Raw genomic sequence first — 24633 nt, 5'->3', positions numbered from 1 at the left:
CCCTGAAAGCTAACGCTCTCAGGGGTTTTTGCTGCGCGCTATTTAACAAGGCTTATGCAGGATTCAGTGCGGGCTTAGTTGTCTGCTGCTTTAGCGGCTGGCAAAATCTCAAATAAGACTTCTTTAGGACGACATAACCGCGTCCCTGCCTCAGTGACGACCACGGGGCGATTCATCAAAATAGGCTCTTTAACCATCCAATCAAGCAGCTCCTCATCGCTCCATTTTGCATTACCCAGATCATTTTCTTGGTAAAGACTTTCTTTTTGGCGCATAAAATCACGTATCGCAAGACCTGAATCAGCCACGAGTTTGGCTAATTGCTCTTTGCTTGGTGGTGTTTTTAAATACTCAATGACTTCAAGCTCTGCGGTGTTCGCATTAATCAGTGCTAAGACATTGCGTGAGGTGCCACAGCGTGGATTGTGGTAAATCGTGACTTTGCTCATAAAAATTCCTTACTAGTTAAATGATTCTAAGTGATGCTAACACAGACAGTGGGATGATATGCTGATCAGTTCGTTTTGCTATCGCCTTATCAGCCCCTATCTTATGGCTACGCTAAGTTTAGGGAGCAAATACATAGGGCTGCTATGACCCGTGTTCATGACTGCCGCACACCTCAACCGTACAGGCGCACGTGGAGTAAAGCGCTAGCGAGCACTGACGCAATACAACAAATCAAGGCAGGGCACGATACGTCGTTCGAATGAAAATAGTGTCTTTTTTGAGGGATAGCAAAGGGCTAAGTCCTTGCTTAGCCCTCAAGCCACAACTAAGTTAGCTGTAATGAGCCCTTACTGGCCATGAGTAGATCCACCACATCCGGTGCCGTGATAACTTCATACTCGGGCTGCACGTCATCTAGCTGAATCCCTTGATGAATAATGCATGATTTACAACCCACAATCTGTCCGCCAAGCTCGATAAATTCCTGCATTAAAGTAGCTAAAGCGGCAAAGGGCTCACCAATGTGAATGCCGTCAGCGGCACCGGCTTTGGCGTAGTGAGAGGCATCCCCCATTAAGATCACGGTGCAACTATGTCCCTTTTTAAGGGCAGCGAGCGACATGGTAAAAGCGATTGTGGCTTTATTCGGTTTATCGGGACCATCAAAAACAGTACTAACGAAATCTGTATTGCGCATTGTATTTCCTCACGTAGAATCTTTTTACTTAAGTCGAATGGTTGCGTTACTCAGACCTTGATTTAGAAGGCAAGCGTAGTCGCAACTCATTATAAAGGTGAAACGCCGTCGTGCGTCAATGTAATGGCTGATATTTGATGTCGATGAGATTTTCTCAAACCCTGTACATGCCACCTCCGCTCGTGTTGTTTGAAACTTAAAAAGCTGAAACGGGATTAGTTGCTTTTGTGCAGTGAAATGTCGTCTACAATCAGGGCAATCTTATTTATCTGATGTGTAAAATAATTGTAAGAATGATATCAAAATATTAACAGCGAAGGCGATATTTGACCAGCTGGCTTCGCTTGACATGTGTAGTTTGGGCAACAACGCTAAGGGCAATTTGCAATCTCAAGGTAAACTCTAGTTTTATGTGGCTTTGATTTAAGAGAGGATTGCTTATGTTTCAATCTTTATCCTCCACCCGATGTATTTAAGTAATGAAGCAGACCCTAGATTCACTGAGTTTTAAAAAATACCCTTCCACAACGGCATTGCAGTGCTTTGAGTCATCTGCTCGATATTTGAGTTTTACTAAGGCAGCACAGGAGCTGAATATGACACAAAGTGCGGTGAGTAAGCAGGTGTCGCAGCTGGAGGAAATGATCAATACACCACTGTTTTATCGAGCTGCACAACGTATTTTTTTAACACCTGCCGGTAAAAGGTACTACCTTGAGATTTTAGATGTTTTAAAGCATATTGAAGCGGCTACCATCTCCTTGATGTCAACCGCCGACAACGTAGAAACGCTAAAAATAACGTCTCATCCTACCTTTTGTGCACGCTGGTTGGTGCCAGCGATGCTTGGATTTAATCAAGCCTATCCTTTAATTTCTGTTGAAATAAAAGAGCAAGTGGGTCCTTTTTTCTCTGAAGAGCATGATGTCGATATCGCTTTTTTATATGGTAGCGGTGTGTGGGCTGGCATGCACTCAATTAAGTTATTCGATGAGCACTGTGTGGCAGTCTGCTCACCAGCCTATTTAGAAAAAATAAGCTCAGCCGGTCTGGGGGTGAATGATGTGACCTTGCTGCATCTGATCTCTAGACCTAGCGCTTGGCATGATTACTTTAAGCAGCAATCAATTAGTATTGAAAATAACTTTAATGGTCCTCGCTTTGATACCTTTTATGCCATCATCTCCGCAGCATTAATGGGCTATGGAGTCGCACTCGTTCCTCAGCGGCTAGTGGAACCTGAAATGTTGAGTGGTCAATTAGTCAAAGTGTGGGATTACATCGCTAAGGGTAATGGTTCCTACTATATGTCATATCCTTTATCTTTAGATAATAGTTATCGGGTCAAGGCGATGTTGAACTGGATTACTAAGTACCTAGAACAACATGCTGAGATGGATAGACCTTAGTCGCTAAGTATTTAAATGCGCATAGCCATAGCAAAAGGAATGCATGGCTAACTTTTATTCGTTTGTCTATGTAGGCTACATCTGTTCAAATGAAGCAAGATGATTTAGAGGATCTAAGAACGGATATGACGAATTTATATAATGTGGTAGATGCCTTTACCATGGTGCACCCGATTACCCTTATCAAGGGTAAAAATGCCATTGTGTGGGATGATCAAAACAAGGCGTACATTGACTTTGTTGGTGGTATTGGAGTGTTAAACTTTGGCCATTGTCATCCAAGCATTGTGGCGGCGATCCAAAAGCAAGCCGAGCATTTAATTCATTATGCCTACAATGCGGCGGGTCATCAGGCCTATCAACGCTTAATGCCACGTCTCTGTGAAGTGATACCCATCAGCGGTGGGTTGTCGGGTATGCTGACTAATAGCGGCGCTGAAGCGACGGAAAATGCGCTTAAAATTGCGCGCATGAGAACGGGTCGAGTGGGGGTCATTGCCTTTGATGGGGGTTTTCATGGCCGCACCCTGGCCTCTGTTAACTTAAATGGCAAGGTGGCACCCTATAAAACTGCCTTAGGTCCTTTGCCCGGTAGCGTCCATCATATTCCTTTTCCAAGTCCAGATAATGATATCCCTGATGAGCAGTCGATAGCAGCATTAGACCGCTTGATGACGGTTGAAACGGATATCAACAATATTGGTGCCATCATTGTGGAGCCAGTACAAGGTGAGGGTGGATTCCAAGTGCTGTCCAAAACCTTTGCCAAGTATTTGCGCTCTTTCTGTGATGAGCATGGTATCTTGCTGATAATGGACGAAATTCAATCTGGCTTTGGTAGAACTGGGACACCGTTTGCATTTACTCATTTAGGGATAGAGCCGGATCTTATACTATTGGGTAAAAGTATTGCCGGCGGTCTCCCCTTGGGGGCGGTCATTGGCAAGGACTCGATCATCAATGGACTGCCTAAGGGTAGTTTAGGCGGAACCTACTCGGGTAACCCTGTCGCATGCGCCGCCGCTAATGCCACGCTTGATATCATGGCAGAAGGGCAGGTCTGGTTGTCAGCACAAGCATACGAGCAGAGCTTGCTAACTCGCTTTGCGCGTTGGCAGTCTGAGGGGTTGTCTAACTGGTTGTGCAAAATAACAGGCATTGGTGCCATGCGTGGTATTGAATTGCGCCATCCCGAACAGGGTACTGCGCCAGAAATTATGACTCAGGTACTGTCAAGGGCGCGTGAAAAAGGCTTGTTACTGATGCCTAGTGGTAAGGATCGTCATATTATCCGCTTATTACCGCCTTTAACCATTGAGCCAGAGACTTTGGAAGCAGGCTTGGATATTTTAGAACACGTGCTCAGCACCCTCGCTGAGTAAAATTTTTATAAGAGACTACATAATCTATCGAGTATTGAGGTAATTCAGGATGAATGAGAAAAATTTCATGAGCAGCGATGATATTCGACTCAAGTTTTCACAGGCGATGTCGGCGATGTACCAAAAGGAGGTGCCACTGTATACCGATTTAATTGAATTGGTAGACGACGTGAATGAACTCGTGATGCAGCAGCAACCAGACATTAAGCAGCAGCTAATTAACACGGGTGAGCTTGAGCGTCTTGCTGCGGAAAGACATGGTGCGATACGGGTTGGTACGGCACAAGAATTAAATACGATGAGACGTTTATTTGCCGTGATGGGCATGCATCCAGTGGGTTACTATGATTTAACGCCCGCCGGCGTGCCGGTGCATTCTACCGCGTTTCGTGCATTGAGTACAGAGTCCTTAAATATCAGTCCCTTTAGAGTCTTTACTTCGTTATTACGCTTGGAGCTGATTGAGGATGAGGCTTTACGCAATCAGGCCAAGCAAGCATTAGCTAAGCGGAATATTTTTACAGATAGAGTAGTTGAGTTAATCGAATGCTTTGAGGAGCAAGGTGGCCTTAGCCAAGAGCAGGGTGAAGAGTTTGTGCTTGAAGCCTTAGAAACGTTCCGCTGGCATGAGTCTTCACCTATTAGCAAGGAATTATACGATCAGCTATTAAGTCAGCATGGATTAATTGCGGATATTGTCGGTTTTAAAGGCCCTCATATTAATCACTTAACCCCCAGAACCTTAGATATTGATTTGGTTCAAAAGGGTATGAGTCAGCGCAATATTCCTCCTAAAGATATTATTGAGGGGCCACCGCGTCGTCAATGCCCCATCTTATTACGCCAGACCAGCTTTAAGGCGCTAGAAGAGGCGGTGAATTTCACGGGGGAAGAGGGCAGCACGGTGGCAGGGACTCATACGGCACGCTTTGGTGAAATTGAGCAACGCGGTGTGGCGCTTACGCCTAAAGGCCGAGTGCTTTATGATCAGTTGCTAAATGCTGCTCGAAGTCAGTTGGGCGCAACGCCAAATGCCACGAATGCGGATGAGTATTATCAATTGCTATCCCAGGCCTTTGAGGCGTTTCCGGATGACTATCACAGTATGCACGAGCAGGGACTCGCTTATTTCTATTATCAGGTAAATGAGGCTATGATAGACAAGGCGAGCTCACACCAAGCGATGGATGAGTTAATAAGCAATGGTGTATTACGCATTGAACCCATTGTCTATGAGGACTTTTTGCCCGTCAGTGCTGCCGGCATCTTTCATTCCAATTTAAAAGATGCCCAACAAGGGGGTTATCGTGAGAGCTCGAATCAAGATGATTTTGAAAAAGCGCTGGGTGCGCCGGTTCATGATGAACTTGAGTTGTATCGTATGATGCAAGAAAGGAGTAAGGAATACTGTATTGAGTATTTGAAAAAGCAAGCTAGCAAGTAGTTGAGCTCAAAACGTATTCATTCTCAAGCATTATCACAGTCTAGGAAGCAACCTTTCTTTAAAAAATCAGCAGGGTTGCTTCTGTGTTTTTAGGGTATATACATGTCAAAAGATAAATTAGTTGTGACCAAGGTTGAAAGCGTGACTCAAGTCCTTCAAGCCTTGCAGCAGAACCATGGCTTTGATGAGAGTCAAATCAAGACTGATGAGGCTAGCCTCAAGCATTGGGGTAGGGACTGGACCGTACATTTCGAGCCCGCGCCTGCAGCGATTGTTTTTCCTAAATCGACTGAGCAAGTTCAGGCGGTAATTAAGTTGGCCAATGAACATCAGCTCGTGCTTACTCCAAGTGGTGGTCGCACCGGCTTATCAGCCGGGGCAGTCGCCAGCAATGGTGAAATCGTTATCAGCATGGACAAAATGAACAAAATCGGTCGTTTTTTTGCTGCTGACCGAATGGTTGAAGTCGAGGCAGGAGTAATTACCGAACAACTACAGCAATTTGCTGAGGAGAAGGGGCTTTACTATCCGGTCGATTTTGCATCGGCAGGGTCTAGCCAAATAGGCGGTAATATTGGCACGAATGCGGGTGGCATTAAGGTCATTCGTTATGGTTTGACCCGTAACTGGGTCTTAGGCTTGACAGTGGTCACGGGCAAAGGTGATATTCTCGAACTTAATCGCGGCATGATTAAAAATGCGACCGGTTATGATTTACGTCATCTATTTATCGGTGCGGAGGGTACCCTAGGCATCGTCACTAAGGCACAAATTAAACTAGAACGGGCACCACAGAATCTTACTGTGATGGTATTTGGTTTGGAGGAGTTTGATCATGTGATGCATGTCTTATCAGCTTTCCAATCGCAACTTGATTTAACCGCCTTTGAGTTTTTTGATAAGGTTGCGCTTGATAAGCTGATGGCCACTGGCAATGTGCAGCGTCCCTTTGAAACGTCTAGCAATTACTATGCCTTATTAGAGTTTGAGGCGCCCTATGAGCCGATAATGGATAAGGCCATGGCTTTGTTTGAGCAGTGTATGGAAAATGGCTGGGTGGTGGATGGTGTCATGAGTCAAAGCCTAGCTCAAGCCGCTGAGCTCTGGAAATTGCGCGAGAATATTTCAGAAACCATCTCAGTCTTTACACCGTATAAAAATGATGTCTCTGTTTTAATTAGCTACGTGCCTGAATTTATTAAAGAGATTGAATCCGTGATAAATGCGAACTATCCTAACTTTGAAACATGCTGGTACGGTCATATTGGCGACGGTAACTTGCATCTTAATATTTTAAAGCCCGAGGATTTATCTAAAGACGAGTTTTTTGAAAAATGTCGCACGGTCAATGATTTGGTGTTTGCTACCGTACAGAAATACGGTGGTTCGGTGTCTGCCGAGCATGGCGTGGGTATGACCAAAAAGCCTTACTTAGAATACAGTCGTAGCCATTGCGAAATTGAATATTTAAAAGCCCTTAAGGAGGTATTTGATCCAAACGGCATTATGAATCGTGGCAAGATTTTTGATTAGCAAAATATCAAGTGGCTCGTTGCGCTTTTGGTCTAAATAAGGTTGGTCAATGGGTTCAACGAGCGTCGATCAAACTGAACGTCATCAGCGGCAATCTCAGGAGCAAATTTAGGCTGTTGATGTTTAATTGCTAAATCTCGCGATATCAGTCGCTTAGGACCCACTAGCTTGGCTTTGCTCTAGTGGGTTTTTTGTTGGTCGGTTGGGCTATCGTAAAAACTTAAAAGTTAAAAGGACTGAGTCCTGTAGAATACAGCAATCAGTCCCATATCTAACTAAACTAAGCACCCAACTTGAAGGGCTCAGCTCCCTATACTGTCGAGCTCCGTTGACGGGGCATCGTCTGGCGATTAGAAAGGTCCATAATCAGTGAGGGTGGCATAGCCTACCGCAATCACCCCGACCACAATCCACATCAGCAGTAGCGGGAAGGCGAAGCGTACCCAATCTATCCACTTAACCTTGGCAACGGCTAATACCGCCATGAGTACGCCCGAGGTTGGTGTAATGATATTGGTAAAACCATCACCCAACATAAAGGCAAGTGCACCTGTTTGGCGTGTAATGCCTAAGATATCTACGATGGGCACCATAATCGGCATCACAATGGCGGCTTGACCTGAGCCCGAGGTGACTAGTAGGTTGAATAGCATATTAAAGACAAAAAGCAGCTGCGCACCAAGGAATTGTGAAGTGGCCTCTAGTGGAACCAATGCAGCATACACAATGGTATCCATGACATTGCCCTCAGAGAGTACAACAATAATAGCGCGAGCTAAACCCACTACCAAAGCGCCATACACTAGGGATTGAGCGCCTTTGATAAATCGACGGATGAATTCATTGGGTGAAATACGTGCAATCAAGGCAATGACTACGCCCATCATTAAGAAGATGGCGACTAAATCATTCACGCCCCAACGGTATTCAAAGGCACCCCAGATGAAGAAACCAATAAAGGCAATAAAAGTGAAGAAAACGAGTTTATGCGTTAAGGTAAAGTTCGTGTCTAATTGCAATTTCTCTGCTTCTGCTACGAGCTCTGGATCACCTTCTTCGCCAAATGGGAATGCGCCCATCTTAGAAAGCTCAGGTGATTTTTTGATTTTAGCGGCATAACGTGTGGTGTAAATAATCACAATACTTATTAAGGCGATAAAGATAACAACACGTAAAGGCATACCAGAAAAGAGCGGTAGCTCGGCAATGGTTTGTGCCAAACCTAAAATGGTTGGATCGAAAATCCCTGCGATCATACCTGCGTAGTAGCCGAGATAGATGGTCGCTACCCCTGTAATGGCATCAAGCTTTAGTGAGCGTGCTAAGGTGATACCAATGGGTATAAAGGCAATCACCACATTCGCTGACAAACCCATTGAGGCTAACACACCAAATAGGCCCGCCACTGAGGCAATTAATAAACGATCATTGCCTTTGGTCTTAATAATTAATTGGTTAATACCAGCATTGATTGCGCCCGTTGACTCAATCACATGGACAATACCACCAATAATTAAGATTAAAAAGATAATACTGGCGGTTTGAATCATCCCTAGCTGGATGCTTTTAAAAATAAATAAGAGATTGGCTGGATTTGCCTCAGTCAGAGCATAACTATTAGGTACAACACGCGTGATTTTATCCACCACCTCGCGCTCATAGCTACCAGCAGGAATTATATAGGTCGCAATCGCAGCCAAGACTAAGATGGCGAAGATGATGATAAAAGCATCCGGCATAGCCATCTTCAGCGATTTTTTAGTTTTGTGTTCAGTCATTGTGGGACTCCTTCCTAAAACTTTGCACTTAGATTTTGTAGGTATCCAAAATCATTTGATAAAGAACCTTGGCACCATTGATCAATGCGTCATGATTAAAACGCATGTTTGGGTGATGTAAGCCAGGCTCTAGATCACAGCCTAAGCCGATCATCGTGGCCTTCAATGCGGGCTTTTTAACGGTGTAATAATGGAAGTCATCGCCACCTGGTGTGACGATAGGCTTTTCTAGGCCTTCTTCACCAAGCTGTTTAATGATGGCAGCCTCAGCAATGGCGATAGCCTCATCATTCGTTACTGCCGCCACAATGCCACTCTCCTTAGTGAGGGAAATGTCCACGTTGTAGAGCGTTTTGATGCTGTCGACAATGTTTTTGACCTTGTTCACTAAGATTTCCATGGTGTCATTGTTTTGAGCACGTAAATCCAGTGTGAAGGTGGCGCTTCCAGGAATGATGTTGCCACTTCTACCGCCTGCTTGGAATTGTGTCATTTTGGCAGAGTGAGGAATTCTAGGATCAATATGAATATTGCTAACTAGTTGCAATATTTCACTACCAATCTCGATAGCGTTTTTATTGAGATGAGGTCTAGCCGCGTGCGCATCATCGCCCTTAATTGCATAAATGAGACGGCGTGTAGCCCCATGAATAATCACTGGTGATGCGCGTCCCATCACGGTTTCTGCGATGGGACGTAGATGTAAGCCATAAAAATACTCCACATCATCAATCACTCCTTTTTCAACCATTTTCAAGGCGCCTGCACCGACTTCTTCTGCGGGTTGAAAAACTACTTTTAAAGCAACCTTATCCTTAAGCTCAGGTCTTGTCTGTAATAGCCATAGAGCACCTAGGGCAATCGACATGTGCGCATCATGACCACAAGAGTGATTGGCTTTAAATTCTCCATCCACCTCTTGCCATAAGGCATCAATGTCGCCACGAATCGCAACCACAGGAAGACCAGCGTCAAAATTGCCATATTTACCAACTACACCAGTGCAGTCATCAAAAGTAATGGTTTCACAACCATGCTCTTCCAGCAGTTTTTTCAAATAATTGGTGGTTTCAACTTCCTCCCAGCTGAGTTCAGCATTGTCATGCAAATATTGGAAGGTTTGATGAATCTTTTTTTCTATATCCGCCGTCATAAGATAACTCCTTGGATAAATGATAAACAAAGGGATTGAACATAATATGTGATTATGCTGCCGACGACTCTAAGCGTCACCCTAAAACTGAAAATAGTCAGTGCGTCAAGAGGGTAGCATTTTATCGCCCACACAACCGTTAAGCACTATAACAGACTATAATTCTTATTTTCAATTTATCCGAGGATTGATTTTGACAGATTTAGCCAAACACAAGCTCTCCATGACCGTATTAATGACACCGGATATGGCAAATTTCTCCGGCAATGTGCATGGTGGCACGATTTTGAAGTTTCTCGATCAAGTAGCTTATGCGTGTGCCAGCCGCTATGCGGGTCAATATGTGGTGACGCTGTCGGTGGATCAGGTGATTTTTAGACAGCCCATCCATGTCGGCGAGCTAGTGACCTTTTTAGCCTCGGTCAACTATACCGGCCGCTCATCGATGGAGGTGGGTATTCGCGTGCTAGCGGAAAATATTCGCACGCGTGAGCAACGGCATGTCAATAGCTGCTTTTTCACAATGGTGGCAGTCGATGAACAGGGTAAGGCAATTCCTGTGCCGCCACTTGAGCCAAGCGATGATATTGAAATTTGTCGCTTTAACGCGGCGCAACGACGTCGCGAACTGCGTCGTGAGATGGAAGGGCGTCAGAGCGAGATTAAAACCCAAACTGAATTAGATTAATCCCTGAGTGAGCCGATCCCAAGCACTCGGCGCTGGTTTATTCGCTCGTGAGGAGCTGACTAAATGCCAATATCTAAGCAAACAAGTTCCCCGCACATGGCTTTGCCCTGTGGCATCATATGGGCTGGTTTATAAGCGCCAAAGGTGTAGCAGAGATCGGCTTTAAAGCTATCTTTGGCAATGGCACCGCTATCACAGTTTAAACCGCTTGGTACATCCAACGCGATGCGATAAGCCGTTGCTTGATTGGCCACAGCCATCACGCTCGCTACCGATGTCGGTAAATCACCGCTATATCCAGTGCCAAATACGCCGTCAATGATCCACGCCGTGCTATCGTTCATTACCTCAGTGCTGAACTCATCAATCGAGAGGTACTTGATAGTAGATAAATCCGCTAGTCGCTTTAGATTAAGCTCGGCTAGAGGTGATAAATCTTCACCTAAGACGAATAGTATCTTTACGCAAAGACCCGCTGTGGCAAGTGCGCGGGCAATCACAAGACCATCACCGCCGTTATTTCCCTTACCACACAGGATAAACACGCTGCCTGGGCGTGTTAATTTAGCAGCTGCGAGACGCGCTAATAGATCCTCTGCTGCAGCTTGACCGGCATTTTCCATCAGTTGCTCATAGCTCGTGCCGCGCTCGACCGCTTGTTTTTCTGCCTGGCGCATGGCGGCAGCGGTATAAATTCTCTTCATCGCTTTCAAAAACTCACCTCAACTTGATATTAAATAAACCGTTACTGCTATACTCAAGCATGGCACAGACCCTTAGCTTGACGGTTTGTAGCATGTATTTTTCGATTAACCCTTAGACCCAGGATATTGTATGACTAATTCAAATCTTACACCCTTAGAGCGTTTAAAGCAGAGTAGTGCGGCGGAGTGGCAGGAATATACTCAGCACGCCTTTGTCCGTCAGTTGGGGGCAGCAACACTCCCTGAAGAAGCGTTTAAGCATTATTTGAAGCAGGATTATTTGTTTTTAGTCCATTTTGCACGCGCATGGGGTCTTGCCGTTTATAAAAGCCGTAATCTACGTGAGTTACGCCAGAGTTATGCGAGTTTGATGGCCATTGTGGATGTTGAATTCGATCTACATATCGAGTATTGCGCTAAGTGGGGCATTACTGAAGCGGAGTTAGAGGTATTACCTGAGGGACGTGCCACCATGGCCTATACGCGCTATGTATTGGATGCCGGTAATCAGGGGAATTTACTGGATTTACACGTGGCCTTGGTGCCATGCCTGATCGGTTATGCGGAAATTGGTAAATGGCTAGAAGCGCAGGACTTTACCGTGATGGATGAGTCGAATCCTTATTTACCGTGGATAAAAATGTACATCAGCGACGAGTTCCAAGAGGCCGCTAAAGCTGAGATCGAGTGGTTGAATCAAGCCTTAGCAAGGGTTGATGAGGAGCGCTTTAAGGAGCTTGAAGCGATTTTCCGCGACGCCACCCGTTTGGAAATTGACTTCTGGCAAGCGGGGTTAGAGCTAAAGGTTTAGGCTTTAACTACTTGCTAGTTGGTCCAAAAGACGTGTCAAAATTGCCGAGCCGTAGTGCGGTGAGATTTCGTTGAGAAACTCATTAAAATCCAGCTCGGCCTTGGAGTCCGCTCGGTCGCTGATAATTCTGAAGATAGCAAAGGGGATTGCATATTCATAGCAAACCTGGGCGACTGCGGCTCCCTCCATTTCAACACAGAGCGTACTAGGCATTTGTTCTGCGATTTGATTTTGCTTTTCTAGCGCATTGACAAAGACATCCCCGCTACCTATCAAGCCTTGATGTACTTTAGGGATATCACGTTGGAAAAAGCGTGGCCGCTTATTGCCCTCAAAAGCAGTGGCAAAGTCCTGTGCTAAATAGTCGTTACAGGCCTTTGCGATTTTATCGTTGAGTGCCTCATCAGTATCAAAAAATGTCTTATTTAGTAAGGGTACACTGTACTTAGGGAAAAGGGGACTAGCGTCTAAATCGTACTGATACACGGAGCGAGCAATGACAATATCACCGACCTTGACATCAGCATGAATACCGCCTGCTAACCCGGTGAACAGCACGCTTTGAACCCCGAAGACATTAATCAAGGTGGTGACGGTGGCAGCGGCGGCGACTTTGCCGATACGGGAAAGCACAATCACATACTGTTGACCGTTGCGCTCGGCGAGGTGGTAGCGACGATCTGCCACGGTACGAATAGTCACCTGATGCTCCATGCTTTTTAAAATAGCAGCAATTTCTTGCTCTAAAGCGGCCATAATGCCAATGGGTGCTTGTTTTGGCTGTTCAGCGCTTAATAAAGAGGCTTGGGTGTCGGGCAGATTGGATTGATATGGCATGGTGTTGATAAATTCTTAAAACATAGCCTTGTATATTTACCATATCTGCCCAGGCTGATGGAGCGCTAACGATTGCTATCAGTGTTAATACTAGGCGTCGCTATCAGTGTTACAGTTTAAAACAATTGCGTTGATTGCGGCAGCTTTTGGCATGTAAAAGAACCGGTCAACGTGTTAAGCTTTTGATAGCTTTGCTGTTTTTAGCAGAGTTTTTTGCGTAATGATTTTTCAGTGAAAGCATTGCGATATTTTGAAAGGAGTTTCATGATGAAAAAAGTTTTATTTGCTGCCTTATGTGCCGCATTGATGAATAGCGCTTATGCTGCGGATGAAATTGTGGTTGATATGAAATTTGCAACCGACAAGGGACCGGGTGAGTCAGCAGGCACGGTCACCATCACGATGACAGAGTTTGGTGCTAAATTTACGCCTGATATTAAGGGTCTTGATGAAGCAGGTGTGCGAGGCTTTCATATTCATGCCAAGGGCTCGTGTGATGCGACTGAAAAAGACGGCAAGGTAGTGCCTGCGGGGGCGGCGGGTGGTCATTGGGACCCAGACAACACCAATGCGCATAAGGGACCTTGGGACACTACTGGTCATAAGGGGGATTTACCGGCCTTGTATGTTGCTGATGACGGTACGATCACTTATCCAGTGGTGGCGCCACGTATCACTGATTTAAATGAAATTAAAGGCTTATCAATGATGATTCATGTGGGCGGTGATAACTACAGTGATGATCCGTTACCACTGGGTGGTGGCGGGGGCCGTAACTTATGCGGCTTGATTAACTAACGCACTGATAGGTTAATTGTATAAAGCAAATCGCCGCAGCAGAGCTGCGGCGATTTGTTATCTAAAAAGAGCTCTAAATCAGTAGACTGCGTAATTTAGAGGGCTTTAGATTCGATGCTCATCAGGAGCGTCGACCAAACACGAATGACAAGACAGCAATAATTAAAAATACAAAGAATAGTATTTTGGCAATGCCGGCGGCGGTACCTGCAATGCCGCCAAAGCCTAAAACGGCTGCAATTAAGGCAATCACTAAAAACACAACGGCGTAATGAAGCATGAACTTCTCCTTTTTCTCTCTTATAAGCATGAAGTTTTACTTTAAAGTATTCAGCAGTTAGAGACTATTATTAATTTGAAATGAATCGGCAGATTTTGTAAGTACAATGGGGTTTATATAACTTTTATTGTGAATGTGTAAGCAGCAATTGCTGGTGTACGTAAGCGTAAGTTTGGTTAGGAGATGGTGGATTTTATGCTGAATAATGCTTTTTGTGAGCGCTTCGCTTTGACTCATCCGATCATACAAGCGCCCATGGCCGGTGTGTCTAATCCCGTGTTAGCGGCGAGCGTTAGAAGGGCGGGGGCTTTACCCTCTTTGGGGTGTGGGGCGATGAGTGCGAGTACGCTTGAGAAGACGATCCGTGAGTATATGGACTTGACAGGAGAAGATAAGCGTCCACTGCTCAATATTAATTTTTTTTCACATCAAGAGGCCTTGATTGATGAGCGCGCCAATCAGGCTTGGCTGCAACGATTAGCGCCTGTATTTGAAGGGTTTGCTGCTCAACCTCCAAGTCGACTTGAATTGATTTACCAAAGCTTGCAACAGGTAGAGGATGAGCGTCTCGAGGTAGTGTTAAAGGCCGCGCCGCAGATTGTTAGTTTTCATTTCGGTTTACCGTCGACTGCGGTATTAGCCAAACTGCGGGCACAAGGGGTAGCAATTTTTGCCACCGCCTGTGATTTGAATGATGCTAAGCAATTGGAAGCGGCAGGGGTGGATTATATTGTGGCTCAGGGCTATGAGGCAGGTGGTCATCGAGGTATTTTTGATGCGAACCACGAGCCGGTGATTGCTACCCTGGAGCTACTACAATTGCTCAAAAAAGAGTGCAGTACCCCAATCATTGCAGCCGGCGGGATAATGACTGGTCACGAAATCCGCACGATGATGGCACATGGAGCGGATGCGGTGCAGTTAGGTACCGCCTTTATTCTTTGCCCGGAGAGCTCCGCTTCAACGGCTTATAGACGTCAATTAAGCGCGCAGGCACGGCAAAATCAACCAGAAACGGTCGTTAGTGCGGCTATTTCGGGGCGTCCAGCGCGCGGCCTTAGAACGAAGTTAAGTGATTTAGGGGCGAAGCTGGAGCAAGAGGAGGGGTTAACCCGTCCAGCTTATCCCTTTTTATATGACGTTAATAAGCAATTAAATGATGCTGCTTTAAAGCAGGGTGAAGAGGGTTATGGTGCCTATTGGTCGGGGGCTGGTTTAGCGGCAATTCGGGAGATGCCTGCCTCAGAGTTGGTAGCCTTACTAGCTCAAGAAGCGTTTGAAGATTAGATTGTTTAGGTTAAAAAGGTTTGTGACGGCTGTGGGGTGTTTTGTGAGTCTGTAAATAATGTTATGTATCTTCCTTTAGTCTGATATCCTTCATGGTCAATACATAAAGTCGCTAAACCGTGCCGGTTTACTAATTCTGGCAGGACCGGAAACCTCACATGTGGGTCTTAGCAATCACGTTGCTTAGTCTAACTATTCAATTCAGTAAAGTGCAGAGTACTGATGCAGTTTGTTGTTAGCCTTTAAGAAAATTTGGTGGTAGTGCTTTTGTAGAGCATGATTAAAGCTTAGACATGAAAGTAGTAAATATTTTGAGGTGTTTGAGAGGACCCGCTGTTTCGATTGATTAAAATGTTTTGTAATAAGGTTGACACCTTGTATGAGTAATCTATTGGCGTTAGGTGCTTACGTTGCCGATTCTCTTGAATATCCAAAACTCATACTCTATGGTAAATCTTATGCAAAGTGAAGAAGGTTTGCAATTAGTGCTAACTCCTGTACAGTTGGCTGCTATTCTATCAGATCAATCTGTCAGTGAGGGGGAAACTATATCAAATAGGTTGTGGGGAGCTGGCTCCCTTCTTTTTGGTGCGCTAGAGCTTATAGGATCTGTAGGGCTATGTCGAGTGCGTGCTCGTAAAGCTTGTATTACTCTAGCAGCTCATAGTTTAGATGCTATTACAACTGGCGCAAACCAACTTTGGACGGGAGTTGACACAAATTCTTCTACATACAAGATCGCAGCAATACTTGCCAAGGAACTTGGTGCTGATGACGAGACAGCGCACAACTTAGCTAAAACAATTGAGGTCGCTGTACCCATTGGCGTTTCTGTAGCGCTAGGAATTGCTGGTGCTTTCAGAGTAAGGGCTATTCGTTTCGGTAGAATAAAGTTGAGTGAGCACGAGCTTATGGGAGGGCATACCATTGCGCAACATGTGGGCAAGACCAAAGAGGAATTATTGTATCGCTTAAAGACAGACCCACGAATAAAAACAGGGGTAAGTTCTTTCACTAACTTAGATATAGCCGAAAAGGCTATATCTCAAGCGATAAAGGCAAACAAAGCAAAAATTAAACAATGGAGTCAACAGCCTAGTTCAGAAGTGCTCCGATTTAACTATAATGCAAATTATAGAGTGGGTGGGTTTATTAAGAGGGGTTCTGAAGAGCTTATTAATACCTCTAGCTTGAGAGTGGTGTTGGTTAAAACGAACATTAACGGAAAGAGATATTATATTCTTACTTCTTTTCCAAAAACCTAGAATGTAAAAATTAAAATTGTTTTTATAAAACGGTAAGTTATATTTACATGCATGAAGATTATCCTAGACTTGACGAATTAGTTGGTGGTTATTTAAATCTTGATTTCGACATTATATTCAGAACTACTAATATAGAAGATGTTGTTGAAATTTTTGTTACTCGTACCCCTATTGAGGGCTTGCATCAATTAATGCATGAAATAGCTGATTTTGAATTAAAGTATGCTGATTGTTTAGAGGAGGCTTTTTACAAAACTTTCGACCCCGACATATATTTTGATGATGTACCGTGCTTTCTTGATATGGTCAAGGAGAAGGTTCAGAAGCAGTTAGATGTTTAAATCTTCATTTCAACATAAAAAGAGGGCGCTCTGTATACATCAAGATGATGAGGCTAGAAAACCCTCCCAGGCGGTGCTGTAGGACTTGCGTGTGGTCCAGCTGCGCCCGCTTATGTCACCTTAGGTGTATTCATAGGAGGTTCTCTAGGTGCGCTTGGTGCAGATCTCACCTTTGGATGGCTTTTCTAATGAGCATTAAAGCGATTAATGAGTTTCAAAGCGCCGATGTAATAAAAGTTATCGACAAACCCCAACACGGCTGCTTGAGCATAAACAGTTAAAAAAAGATTATCACTAAGTGGCGCAGTATTAGAGGCTCAATATCGTGTGGGCAATCATTACCTTTTATTGATCACAGAATATAACCCTTTTGAGGAGGCGCTTTATATTTATTATGTCGATCATCATTTAAAGATCATCGATTCATTAGAACTGTCAGCGATATATGCACAAGGGATGCTTAGAAATCTACTTATCGCCGCTCCAGATAAAATTCGATTTGCCTTTTTTGATAATAATGAGAGGTGGTTATTAACCATCCTCCCCAAAGCTAGCTATTCTATTTCTAATGACAACTATCCCATTAAAAGAAAAGCATCTTTATTTCATAAAAAGTACTTAAAGCTACAAAAAATCTCATAGCATGCTTGTCTGAAAATTTTTCTTCTTAATATCAAATTAAGACTTGAGCAGGTTTTTACTGGGTCAGTGCGCCGGCTCCCAATTGCATGTTGACTTTGTGTATCTCAACACCTTTAATTCGCTTTCACACAATTTAGGCAAATAAGCCTGCCTGATAGTCCTGAAAAGCTTGGATGATTTCCTCTCTCGTATTCATCACAAAGGGGCCATGTTGAAAGATTGGCTCATTTAGCGGCTTACCTGCAATAATTAGCACGCGGCTGTCTTCGCTGGTCGTGAGGCTGACCCCGTCAGCTTCTGGATCATTACTTAATAAAGCTAGTTGCGTCGCTGCAACTTCCGTGCCTACGACCTCTACTCGACCGTCGTAGACCACGATAAAGGCATTATGCCTTGCTGGGATCGCCGCTTCAAAGCGCTTACCGGCAGCTAGCATAACATCGAGATATAGGGGCTCCGTGTGTTCACGTTGTACGGCTCCTCGCACGCCGTGACTTTGACCGGCAATCACCGTGACCTTTAGCCCTTCAGCTTCGCTGCCATAGCTTGGCAGTTCCGGCTGTTGGAAATCCTTGTACCAGGGCTCAATTAGCTTGTCTTTAGCCGGCAGATTTAGCCACAGTTGGAAACCACGCATCAGCCCGTTTTCCTGCTGAGGGATTTCGGAGTGAATTAGACCACGACCGGCGGTCATCCATTGGACACCGCCATTTTCTAACAGCCCTTCATTACCTTGGCTGTCACGATGTAACATACGACCCTCGATCATATAGGTAACGGTCTCAAAGCCGCGGTGAGGGTGGTTAGGGAAGCCAGCGATATAATCATCGGGATTGTCACTGCCAAAGCAGTCCAGCATGAGAAAGGGATCCAGACGACGTTGTAAATTGCTGCTTAATAAACGGGTGAGCTTTACTCCAGCGCCATCGCTTGTCTGTTGACCGCGAAAGATTTCTTCTATCGTGCGTGATTTAGTGATTTTAGACATTGACTCATCCTGATAAATGTAAGTGGTTAGCTTTGATCTAGTCTAGTAGATGGGGCTAAGCGCCTGAAATACAAGGATAAAAGCGCTTGTTTTTATTGCCTTGCTAGGCGATTAAAGGGGGTCAATAGTTGCTCCATTCCTTTGATAATGGCTTGGCTACTCGCACGCCAAGGATTAATATCCAAACCGCCCCGCCGTGTATAGCGGGCCATAACAAATAAAGCTTCCGGCGCGCAATATTTCATTAAATCGCAGTAAATCTCTTCGACGCAGAGCTCATGAAAGCCGTTATGCTGTCGATAGGAGACGATATAGCGTAAAAACGCCGCCGGATCGATGGTTTGCCCTTGATAGGCAATGATCACTGTGCCCCAGTCGGGTTGATTGGTGACAGGGCAGTTGGACTTTAATAAGTTCGAATACAGGATGCGTGCTTGTTCGGCTTGTTCCCTTTCTGCGTCTGTCTCGCTATCGAGTAGCTGTAGTAAGGCCGGATTGGCGTCATAACAATCAATGCTTATCGCTAAGTCATCGACACAATCACCGAGTGGTTCGATGATTTGCGCGTCTTGCCACGCTTGAGGGGACAGTAGTTGAATCGTGACTTTGCCACCGGCCGCTTGGCTGAGGTCCTTCGTCATGCGCTCGATCACTTGTTCGGGGGCATCGAATTTGCTCTGATTAAAGGAATTTAGATAAAGCTTAAAGGATTTAGATTCAATCAGGTAGGGGTTGGACACTGCAAAATCAAAAGAGGCGATAGCTACCACTGGTTTACCTCTACTATCTAACCAGGAGATTTCAAAGGCAGTCCAAAGATCAGCGCCAATCCAGTTAGGCGTGTTTGCGGCGCGCGAATCCTCACGTGTGACGACACGGGCAATGGGAAAGAGTAGGCTTGGATCGTATTGATTGGGGTACTGTGTTGTTTGCCCCAAGTTGCTATCACTGATTTGTTTAGGCATTGCTTTTTCTAATAAGTTGAACAATATGTTGTTGCTTCGTTGGATTCTCTTCTAAGTCGGGAAAAGGCTCGCTGTCAAAGGCGATATCACCCTCTGGATTATCTTGAAAATCAGGGCGTAAATTGACAAAGTCAAACAGCTCCCGGTCCATCAGATGCGACGGTACGATATTGGCTAAGGCTTTATAGGTATTCCAGACCTTTTTAGGACTTTCCTTTTCCCATTGGCGAATCATGCGATTAATTTCCTGCCGCTTGAGATTTTCCTGAGAGCCGCAGAGATTGCACGGGATAATCGGAAAATTCTGCAACTCGGCAAATTTAATAATATCGCTCTCAGCGACATAAGCCAGGGGTCTAATGACGGTATGCTTGCCATTATCCGAGACCAGCTTAGGTGGCATGGACTTGAGCTTTGCCGCGTAAAATAGGTTTAAGAAAAAGGTCGCTAAAATATCATCCCGATGGTGACCTAGGGCGATTTTATTGCAGCCGAACTCCTCAGCAACGCGATATAAAATGCCTCGGCGCAAGCGTGAGCATAATGAACAGGTGGTTTTACCCTCGGGGATCACACGCTTTACAATGGAATAGGTATCCTGATTTTCAATATGAAAGGGTACACCGATACTGCTTAAATACGTCGGTAGCACATGCGCTGGAAAGCCTGGTTGCTTTTGGTCCAGATTGACCGCTAGCAATTCAAAGCGTATTGGCGCACGCTTTTGTAGGGTGCGCAGCACTTCCAGTAGGGTATAGGAGTCCTTGCCGCCGGATAGGCAGACCATGACCTTATCACCGTCTTCGATCATGTTGTAATCGGTGATGGCTGTGGCTGTTTCACGAATGATTTTTTTAGTCAGCTTGTTATTACGCTGACGTTGGCGCTCCGATAGCTCGGACTCATGCTCATTTACGGTAGAAGTAGCTTGGTTTATACTCATAGACTTATAGTGGCTTAGCGGCTTACATTAAACTCAATGCCCACGGCATCACAATCATCAAAGGCTGAGGGCTTGCTGATGCGCAGTTTAACCGCCACCACTTCGCTAAAGTCATTGAGTAAGCGAGTGGTAATCATTTGCCCTAGCGCCTCCACCAGATGGACGTGTTTGCGTGTGCATTCTTCAATAATGGCTTGACGGAGCTGTCTATAATCAAGCACAGTCTTAATATCAAGATCGTTAACATCTTGTGTAGGTTGGACGCTGATCTCAACGTCTACATAAATGCGCTGTGTGTTTTTCAGCTCACGCGGTAACACACCGATGCGCGCCTCAATCGCAAGGCGCTTAAAAAAGATGGTAATGGTATTCATAGTATCGATTCAATGTGATTAGGCTATATTTTAGTCTCTTGGACGGAGAAATGCTTGTTTGAAAAGGATTTATGACAATGAGAACAGAGACGATTGCTACGGAAGCGACTGCTTATGATTCAATCATTGTCGGCGCAGGTGTGGCCGGTGTCACCTGTGCTGTTTGGCTTAAACGCATGGGCTGTTCGGTGTTGTTGTTAGAGGCGACAGAGCAGGTTGGCGGTATGTGTGCGCGTAATCCCTTTATGGATGAGTGGAATCCTACCGCACCAGGGCTTAGCGGTAAGGAGGTTGCAGCTAATTTAGTGCATAGTTTAGCCGCAGCCGAGATTGAGGTGCAGTTGCAGCATCAGGTGCAGTCGGTTGAGTCTACGGCGGAGGGCTTTAGGCTACAAGTCGTTGCGTCAACTCAGCAGCAAGTATATGTTAGGGCTAAAAAGCTGGTGGTTGCTACTGGTGTGGATTATAAAGTGCCCGCAGAATGTGTTGGTCAGTCATTTGATGATGTGTTGATTGGCGCAGGCGCTCGCTTAAATAATTACGATTTTAAAGCGAAGCGCGTTGCGGTATTAGGGGGTGGGGACAATGCCTTAGAAAATGCGGTCTTTGCCCTAAACCGTGGCGCAGCCTCAGTACATGTGTATGCCAGAACCTTGCGTGGACAAAGCCATTGGTTAACGCGTTTAAAGGCTGAGCAAATAAGCGTGGGAGACTATGACTTTGATCCACAACAGAAAAAAGTCGCTCAGCAGTTTTATGATGTGGTTTTGGTATTTTATGGCTATGAGCCTCAAGCCCAATGGCTCAAGGGGCTACCCATTGACCTTGATGATAAAGGCTACATTGAGGTGGATTTTCGTACGGCACAAACGGCGGTGCCCTCTTTGTATGCTATTGGCGAGGTCACACGAAGGCAGCATCCTTGTGTGGTCACGGCGATGGCTGATGGGGTGACAGCGGCTAAGGCAATACAGCGGGCGTTGGATTTAGGGGTTTAGTGTGTGGCTTTGTGAAGCGCAGCACAGATGCCTGGCAAGGTATGGATAAAGCGCAAGCTTGGGCGGTGCAAAATATCCACATCAACGCTAATTAGCTGCTCGGCTTGCACAGTGAGACCAAGCTTTTGCAGGCGAGCTAGGACAGCAGCTTGGGCGAGTTGTTTGCCATTGGCTTGATCGCTGCGATAGCCGTGGATTATAAATTCTGGCCGCTTGACTAAGAGTGCTTCCGGATCGACTAAAAAACTGCTTTGCTTGATATCAGCAAAGATATTCTCAGCCTGACAGCCTTTAAGCGCTGCGCTAAGAAAGCTCTGATCGCTGATACTGTAGAGGGGTTGCTCAGCAATCAGAAAAAATACACTTTTGCCTTGACGACTTGCGTACGTGGCAGTCATCTCCCGCCAAGCCATTTCGAGCTGTTGAATTTTATCTTCGATGAGCGCTGCTTTTTGGGGATCCGTTTGTGCTAGGGCTAGCAGTTGACGCCAATCAGCAAAAAGTGCCGGCACGCTCTGTGGCTGAGAAATCCATAGTCTCATGCCGAGCTTGCGGGCGATTTTTTCAATGCTGACTGAGCTTGAGTAGCTTAATAAAATATCCGCACCATAGCGTAGCAGTAGCTCTTGATTGGGCTCCAAGCCAGAGCCAATGCGGGGTAGCTTTTTAGCTGCTGCTGGGTAGTTGCTATACGCATCCACCGCAACTAATTGCTGTTGCAGCTCTAAATCATACACCATCTCGGTCAGATGTGGTGCCAAGCTAATTAGCCGTGGAGGCGACTGTTCAAGCGCCCACGCCTTGGTGGTGAGAAAGAGTAAATTTAAGCTTAAAGTAATTAAGCAAAGCCATTGTTTTATCTGCATTGGATAAACTAAAAAAGCTGCTTATGGGAAGCTTAGATTTTACTCCCACTTAAAGCAGCTTTTGAAGGAACTAAGGAACAATTATTGCTTGGGCTGCCAACTTAGGTTGACAAAGACATTGCTGCCTTGGCCGCGATAGCCGTGACTTGGCGCATATTTTTTATCGAACACATTATTCCAATGAAGTTGTGCCGAGAATTCCTTGCTCAGTTGCGCTTTGGCAGATAAATTCACAATGCCATAACCGCCTAAACGCTTTTCAGGTGTGTTGTCCTTATCATCAAAGCGTGAGCCGATGTGCATAAACTCAGCGCCTAACTCAAAGCGTTCATAACGTTGTACTACACCAGCACGATAGACTTGACGCGCCCGACGTAATAAACGCTTTTTAGTGCTGTCATCCTTGTGATCCAAGAAGTCTGCACCTGCGTAAATTAGCGTAGTGCCAAAATCGTGGGAGGCATTTAGGCTGATACCACGAATGCTTGCTTTTTCCGTGTTACTGGTAGAAGCTGGGAACATGCTAAGGTCATAGGGATTGATCAAGTCACGGTACTTACTATGAAAAGCACGTAAACTGGCTGAGCTAGTCTCATTTTCAAAGCTAATATGGGCTTCGAGATTACGCGATTTTTCAGGTTTTAGCTCGGGGTTGCCCTTAAAGCCCCATTCAAGTGGTGCATAGAGATCATAAAAGCTTGGCATTCTAAAACCAGTATTTGCCGCCACCCCCACAGTGACTTCCTCTGTGATATCCAGGTCATACGCTAAGCTACCGGTCGTGCGAGCGCCATAATCTGTGTAGCGATCGTTTCGGATGCTTGCTTGCACATGATGACGATCCATAAAATGGCCTTGGTAAATCGCACCAAAGGAATTGGTGTTGCGTTTGTTTTTATCAAATTGGCTTGAAGAAGCAATGCGCTCTTTGTAGCCTTCATAAAACACGGAGATGATTTGATCAGGCGTGAGGCTGAAGTCATGCTGCCAGCTAAAACTATTTTGATAGTTGCGATTATTTGAGTCACCGAAAGGACCGTTGTTAAACATGGAGGTTTTCACAAAGCCATAGCGCAAGGTGCTCTGCCACCAATCGGTGATTTTATTGCTGTTGCTAACACCGTAAACCTGCTGACGCTGTTTGACATGGGCACCGACGGGATCAAATTGACCCGCATCATAATCCCCATTTAAATAACTATTAAAAAAGTGCACACCAATGCGTTGTTCAGGCGCCCAGGTCCAACCGAAGCTGCCACTTAGGCTATGTTGCTGATAACCGTCATCGTCCGGATGATAGCTAAAGACATTGTCTTTGGTGGTGGCATTATAACCATCGGATCTGGCATAAAGCGCATTGAGGCTGTAATCAAAGGTGCCATCAGCGCCTGAGAAGCCAGCGCCACTGCGGGCCGTACCCTGGCTGCCAAAGCCAATATCTGCATAGGGGCTAAAGTCGCGGATCTCACCAGGAGCCACTTCGGTCACTAAATTAACCACTCCGCCCATGGCACTTGAGCCCCATAAACTGCTGGCAGAACCACGAACCATCTCAACCCGCTCAAAGGCACGAGGATTGAGGGTGCCCCATGGGATACTGTTACCGCTCACCGGATTATTGATGCGGATACCGTTTAGCATAATCAAGTTTTGATCACCCCATGCACCGCGCATGGAAATACCTGATGTAGTCTGCGGACCGCCACTATCGTACATTTGGATGCCGGGTTGGCGTGCTAGCGTGCGCAAAATCGTAGCGTCAGTTGATTGACGTAGTTGCACGCCGTCAATCACTGAGATATCACCAATGGCACGATCGATGGTTTGGGCACTACGAGAAGCAATAACTACCAGCGGTGGTAATGGTTGAATTTCCGGCTGCGTATGTTGAGTGTCGGTGCTTTGTGCTGTTGCAGTAGATGTAAATACATAAGCGACAGCCAAGGCTGTCGTCAAGGAGGAGACTTTAAACATGAACAATCCTGTGAATGTGCGACCCC

General features: G+C 45.5%; 24 protein-coding genes. 11 read left to right on the top strand and 13 right to left on the bottom strand.

Annotated elements, in window-relative coordinates:
* Positions 1-74: 74 nt before the first annotated feature.
* Together arsC and HMPREF3179_RS04800 are read right to left on the bottom strand one after the other, a co-directional pair.
* Entirely contained in the window at positions 75-449 is a 375-nt protein-coding gene (arsC, locus tag HMPREF3179_RS04805; RefSeq protein ID WP_070469883.1) for an arsenate reductase (glutaredoxin), read from the bottom strand.
* A 326-nt stretch (positions 450-775) separates the two neighbouring features.
* Positions 776-1147, bottom strand: coding sequence for a DsrE family protein (locus HMPREF3179_RS04800; RefSeq protein ID WP_070469882.1), 372 nt, complete (start codon positions 1145-1147; stop codon positions 776-778).
* 479 nt (positions 1148-1626) lie between these two features.
* Here HMPREF3179_RS04800 and HMPREF3179_RS04795 point away from each other — a divergent pair, with 479 nt between their 5' ends.
* The 4 genes from HMPREF3179_RS04795 to HMPREF3179_RS04780 all read left to right on the top strand — a co-directional run bounded on the left by HMPREF3179_RS04795 (position 1627) and on the right by HMPREF3179_RS04780 (position 6915).
* Positions 1627-2556 (top strand): LysR substrate-binding domain-containing protein, encoded by a 930-nt coding sequence (locus tag HMPREF3179_RS04795; RefSeq protein WP_070469881.1) that lies wholly within the window; start codon positions 1627-1629, stop codon positions 2554-2556.
* 89 nt (positions 2557-2645) lie between these two features.
* A complete protein-coding gene (locus HMPREF3179_RS04790) occupies positions 2646-3938 on the top strand; it encodes a 2-aminoadipate transaminase (protein ID WP_246824375.1) in 1293 nt (430 codons plus the stop codon).
* Positions 3939-3987: 49 nt separating this feature from the next.
* The gene (locus HMPREF3179_RS04785; protein ID WP_048768620.1) at positions 3988-5382 is read left to right on the top strand and encodes a 2-oxoadipate dioxygenase/decarboxylase HglS; all 1395 of its coding nucleotides are present in this window, start codon (positions 3988-3990) and stop codon (positions 5380-5382) included.
* A 102-nt stretch (positions 5383-5484) separates the two neighbouring features.
* Entirely contained in the window at positions 5485-6915 is a 1431-nt protein-coding gene (locus HMPREF3179_RS04780; RefSeq protein ID WP_070469880.1) for an FAD-binding oxidoreductase, read from the top strand.
* Positions 6916-7265: 350 nt separating this feature from the next.
* On the opposite strand, the gene HMPREF3179_RS04775 is transcribed toward HMPREF3179_RS04780, so the two are convergent.
* Together HMPREF3179_RS04775 and HMPREF3179_RS04770 are read right to left on the bottom strand one after the other, a co-directional pair.
* Positions 7266-8693 (bottom strand): YfcC family protein, encoded by a 1428-nt coding sequence (locus tag HMPREF3179_RS04775; protein WP_070469879.1) that lies wholly within the window; start codon positions 8691-8693, stop codon positions 7266-7268.
* A 28-nt stretch (positions 8694-8721) separates the two neighbouring features.
* Positions 8722-9846 (bottom strand): M20 peptidase aminoacylase family protein, encoded by a 1125-nt coding sequence (locus HMPREF3179_RS04770; protein ID WP_070469878.1) that lies wholly within the window; start codon positions 9844-9846, stop codon positions 8722-8724.
* 193 nt (positions 9847-10039) lie between these two features.
* Between HMPREF3179_RS04770 and HMPREF3179_RS04765 the strand changes: the two genes are divergently transcribed.
* Entirely contained in the window at positions 10040-10534 is a 495-nt protein-coding gene (locus HMPREF3179_RS04765) for an acyl-CoA thioesterase (protein WP_018026501.1), read from the top strand.
* A 59-nt stretch (positions 10535-10593) separates the two neighbouring features.
* On the opposite strand, the gene HMPREF3179_RS04760 is transcribed toward HMPREF3179_RS04765, so the two are convergent.
* Positions 10594-11238 (bottom strand): NAD(P)H-hydrate epimerase, encoded by a 645-nt coding sequence (locus HMPREF3179_RS04760; protein ID WP_070469877.1) that lies wholly within the window; start codon positions 11236-11238, stop codon positions 10594-10596.
* 130 nt (positions 11239-11368) lie between these two features.
* Between HMPREF3179_RS04760 and tenA the strand changes: the two genes are divergently transcribed.
* Positions 11369-12049, top strand: coding sequence for a thiaminase II (gene tenA / locus HMPREF3179_RS04755; protein WP_018026503.1), 681 nt, complete (start codon positions 11369-11371; stop codon positions 12047-12049).
* 3 nt (positions 12050-12052) lie between these two features.
* On the opposite strand, the gene HMPREF3179_RS04750 is transcribed toward tenA, so the two are convergent.
* Positions 12053-12886, bottom strand: a complete 834-nt coding sequence (locus HMPREF3179_RS04750; protein WP_070469876.1) for a 5'-methylthioadenosine/adenosylhomocysteine nucleosidase — start codon at positions 12884-12886, stop codon at positions 12053-12055.
* A 267-nt stretch (positions 12887-13153) separates the two neighbouring features.
* Between HMPREF3179_RS04750 and sodC the strand changes: the two genes are divergently transcribed.
* Positions 13154-13684 carry a superoxide dismutase family protein gene (gene sodC / locus HMPREF3179_RS04745; protein ID WP_070469875.1) on the top strand — a complete coding sequence of 177 codons (531 nt, stop codon included), beginning with the start codon at positions 13154-13156 and terminating at the stop codon, positions 13682-13684.
* A 121-nt stretch (positions 13685-13805) separates the two neighbouring features.
* Here the strand turns inward: sodC and HMPREF3179_RS04740 are convergent, their stop codons facing one another.
* Complete coding sequence (locus HMPREF3179_RS04740; RefSeq protein ID WP_018026506.1) at positions 13806-13964, bottom strand: DUF1328 domain-containing protein; 159 nt, start codon at positions 13962-13964, stop codon at positions 13806-13808.
* A gap of 183 nt (positions 13965-14147) precedes the next feature.
* Here HMPREF3179_RS04740 and HMPREF3179_RS04735 point away from each other — a divergent pair, with 183 nt between their 5' ends.
* The 3 genes from HMPREF3179_RS04735 (at position 14148) to HMPREF3179_RS04725 (ending at position 16857) form a co-directional block, all read left to right on the top strand.
* Positions 14148-15251 carry an NAD(P)H-dependent flavin oxidoreductase gene (locus tag HMPREF3179_RS04735; protein WP_070469874.1) on the top strand — a complete coding sequence of 368 codons (1104 nt, stop codon included), beginning with the start codon at positions 14148-14150 and terminating at the stop codon, positions 15249-15251.
* Positions 15252-15709: 458 nt separating this feature from the next.
* Complete coding sequence (locus HMPREF3179_RS04730; RefSeq protein WP_070469873.1) at positions 15710-16516, top strand: RNase A-like domain-containing protein; 807 nt, start codon at positions 15710-15712, stop codon at positions 16514-16516.
* Between the two features lie 47 nt (positions 16517-16563).
* Positions 16564-16857: a contact-dependent growth inhibition system immunity protein gene (locus tag HMPREF3179_RS04725; protein ID WP_070469872.1), complete on the top strand. Its 294-nt coding sequence runs from the start codon at positions 16564-16566 to the stop codon at positions 16855-16857.
* A gap of 775 nt (positions 16858-17632) precedes the next feature.
* Here HMPREF3179_RS04725 and HMPREF3179_RS04715 read toward each other — a convergent pair.
* The 4 genes from HMPREF3179_RS04715 to folB all read right to left on the bottom strand — a co-directional run bounded on the left by HMPREF3179_RS04715 (position 17633) and on the right by folB (position 20769).
* Positions 17633-18487 (bottom strand): pirin family protein, encoded by an 855-nt coding sequence (locus HMPREF3179_RS04715; RefSeq protein ID WP_070469870.1) that lies wholly within the window; start codon positions 18485-18487, stop codon positions 17633-17635.
* A gap of 92 nt (positions 18488-18579) precedes the next feature.
* The gene (gene queF, locus HMPREF3179_RS04710) at positions 18580-19452 is read right to left on the bottom strand and encodes an NADPH-dependent 7-cyano-7-deazaguanine reductase QueF (protein ID WP_070469869.1); all 873 of its coding nucleotides are present in this window, start codon (positions 19450-19452) and stop codon (positions 18580-18582) included.
* Positions 19445-20395, bottom strand: a complete 951-nt coding sequence (ttcA, locus tag HMPREF3179_RS04705) for a tRNA 2-thiocytidine(32) synthetase TtcA (protein WP_083290693.1) — start codon at positions 20393-20395, stop codon at positions 19445-19447. The genes queF and ttcA overlap by 8 nt, the downstream gene beginning before the upstream one ends.
* A gap of 14 nt (positions 20396-20409) precedes the next feature.
* Positions 20410-20769, bottom strand: coding sequence for a dihydroneopterin aldolase (gene folB / locus HMPREF3179_RS04700; protein ID WP_018026514.1), 360 nt, complete (start codon positions 20767-20769; stop codon positions 20410-20412).
* A 77-nt stretch (positions 20770-20846) separates the two neighbouring features.
* On the opposite strand from folB, the gene HMPREF3179_RS04695 reads away from it, so the two are divergent.
* Positions 20847-21767 carry an NAD(P)/FAD-dependent oxidoreductase gene (locus tag HMPREF3179_RS04695; protein WP_018026515.1) on the top strand — a complete coding sequence of 307 codons (921 nt, stop codon included), beginning with the start codon at positions 20847-20849 and terminating at the stop codon, positions 21765-21767.
* On the opposite strand, the gene HMPREF3179_RS04690 is transcribed toward HMPREF3179_RS04695, so the two are convergent.
* A complete protein-coding gene (locus HMPREF3179_RS04690) occupies positions 21764-22633 on the bottom strand; it encodes an ABC transporter substrate-binding protein (RefSeq protein WP_070469868.1) in 870 nt (289 codons plus the stop codon). The two genes, HMPREF3179_RS04695 and HMPREF3179_RS04690, sit on opposite strands and share 4 nt — an antisense overlap.
* Before the next feature lie 81 nt (positions 22634-22714).
* On the bottom strand, positions 22715-24607 hold the full coding sequence (locus tag HMPREF3179_RS04685) for a TonB-dependent receptor plug domain-containing protein (RefSeq protein ID WP_018026517.1): 1893 nt from the start codon (positions 24605-24607) through the stop codon (positions 22715-22717).
* Positions 24608-24633 lie beyond the last annotated feature (26 nt).

Origin of the sequence: Oligella sp. HMSC09E12 (genome assembly GCF_001808505.1) — a bacterium.
In the GTDB taxonomy this organism is placed as follows: domain Bacteria; phylum Pseudomonadota; class Gammaproteobacteria; order Burkholderiales; family Burkholderiaceae_B; genus Oligella; species Oligella urethralis.
The sequence above is the reverse complement of the archived record's forward strand: the minus strand, read 5'-3'. Positions and strand labels throughout refer to the sequence as shown.

Bases quoted from the DNA above. Each gene is read 5' to 3' on its own strand.
- arsC (WP_070469883.1), bottom strand. From the start codon at position 449: ATGAGCAAAGTCACGATTTACCACAATCCACGCTGTGGCACCTCACGC.
- HMPREF3179_RS04800 (WP_070469882.1), bottom strand. From the start codon at position 1,147: ATGCGCAATACAGATTTCGTTAGTACTGTTTTTGATGGTCCCGATAAA.
- HMPREF3179_RS04795 (WP_070469881.1), top strand. From the start codon at position 1,627: ATGAAGCAGACCCTAGATTCACTGAGTTTTAAAAAATACCCTTCCACA.
- HMPREF3179_RS04790 (WP_246824375.1), top strand. From the start codon at position 2,646: ATGAAGCAAGATGATTTAGAGGATCTAAGAACGGATATGACGAATTTA.
- HMPREF3179_RS04785 (WP_048768620.1), top strand. From the start codon at position 3,988: ATGAATGAGAAAAATTTCATGAGCAGCGATGATATTCGACTCAAGTTT.
- HMPREF3179_RS04780 (WP_070469880.1), top strand. From the start codon at position 5,485: ATGTCAAAAGATAAATTAGTTGTGACCAAGGTTGAAAGCGTGACTCAA.
- HMPREF3179_RS04775 (WP_070469879.1), bottom strand. From the start codon at position 8,693: ATGACTGAACACAAAACTAAAAAATCGCTGAAGATGGCTATGCCGGAT.
- HMPREF3179_RS04770 (WP_070469878.1), bottom strand. From the start codon at position 9,846: ATGACGGCGGATATAGAAAAAAAGATTCATCAAACCTTCCAATATTTG.
- HMPREF3179_RS04760 (WP_070469877.1), bottom strand. From the start codon at position 11,238: ATGAAGAGAATTTATACCGCTGCCGCCATGCGCCAGGCAGAAAAACAA.
- tenA (WP_018026503.1), top strand. From the start codon at position 11,369: ATGACTAATTCAAATCTTACACCCTTAGAGCGTTTAAAGCAGAGTAGT.
- HMPREF3179_RS04750 (WP_070469876.1), bottom strand. From the start codon at position 12,886: ATGCCATATCAATCCAATCTGCCCGACACCCAAGCCTCTTTATTAAGC.
- sodC (WP_070469875.1), top strand. From the start codon at position 13,154: ATGAAAAAAGTTTTATTTGCTGCCTTATGTGCCGCATTGATGAATAGC.
- HMPREF3179_RS04740 (WP_018026506.1), bottom strand. From the start codon at position 13,964: ATGCTTCATTACGCCGTTGTGTTTTTAGTGATTGCCTTAATTGCAGCC.
- HMPREF3179_RS04735 (WP_070469874.1), top strand. From the start codon at position 14,148: ATGGTGGATTTTATGCTGAATAATGCTTTTTGTGAGCGCTTCGCTTTG.
- HMPREF3179_RS04730 (WP_070469873.1), top strand. From the start codon at position 15,710: ATGCAAAGTGAAGAAGGTTTGCAATTAGTGCTAACTCCTGTACAGTTG.
- HMPREF3179_RS04725 (WP_070469872.1), top strand. From the start codon at position 16,564: ATGCATGAAGATTATCCTAGACTTGACGAATTAGTTGGTGGTTATTTA.
- HMPREF3179_RS04715 (WP_070469870.1), bottom strand. From the start codon at position 18,487: ATGTCTAAAATCACTAAATCACGCACGATAGAAGAAATCTTTCGCGGT.
- queF (WP_070469869.1), bottom strand. From the start codon at position 19,452: ATGCCTAAACAAATCAGTGATAGCAACTTGGGGCAAACAACACAGTAC.
- ttcA (WP_083290693.1), bottom strand. From the start codon at position 20,395: ATGAGTATAAACCAAGCTACTTCTACCGTAAATGAGCATGAGTCCGAG.
- folB (WP_018026514.1), bottom strand. From the start codon at position 20,769: ATGAATACCATTACCATCTTTTTTAAGCGCCTTGCGATTGAGGCGCGC.
- HMPREF3179_RS04695 (WP_018026515.1), top strand. From the start codon at position 20,847: ATGAGAACAGAGACGATTGCTACGGAAGCGACTGCTTATGATTCAATC.
- HMPREF3179_RS04690 (WP_070469868.1), bottom strand. From the start codon at position 22,633: ATGCAGATAAAACAATGGCTTTGCTTAATTACTTTAAGCTTAAATTTA.
- HMPREF3179_RS04685 (WP_018026517.1), bottom strand. From the start codon at position 24,607: ATGTTTAAAGTCTCCTCCTTGACGACAGCCTTGGCTGTCGCTTATGTA.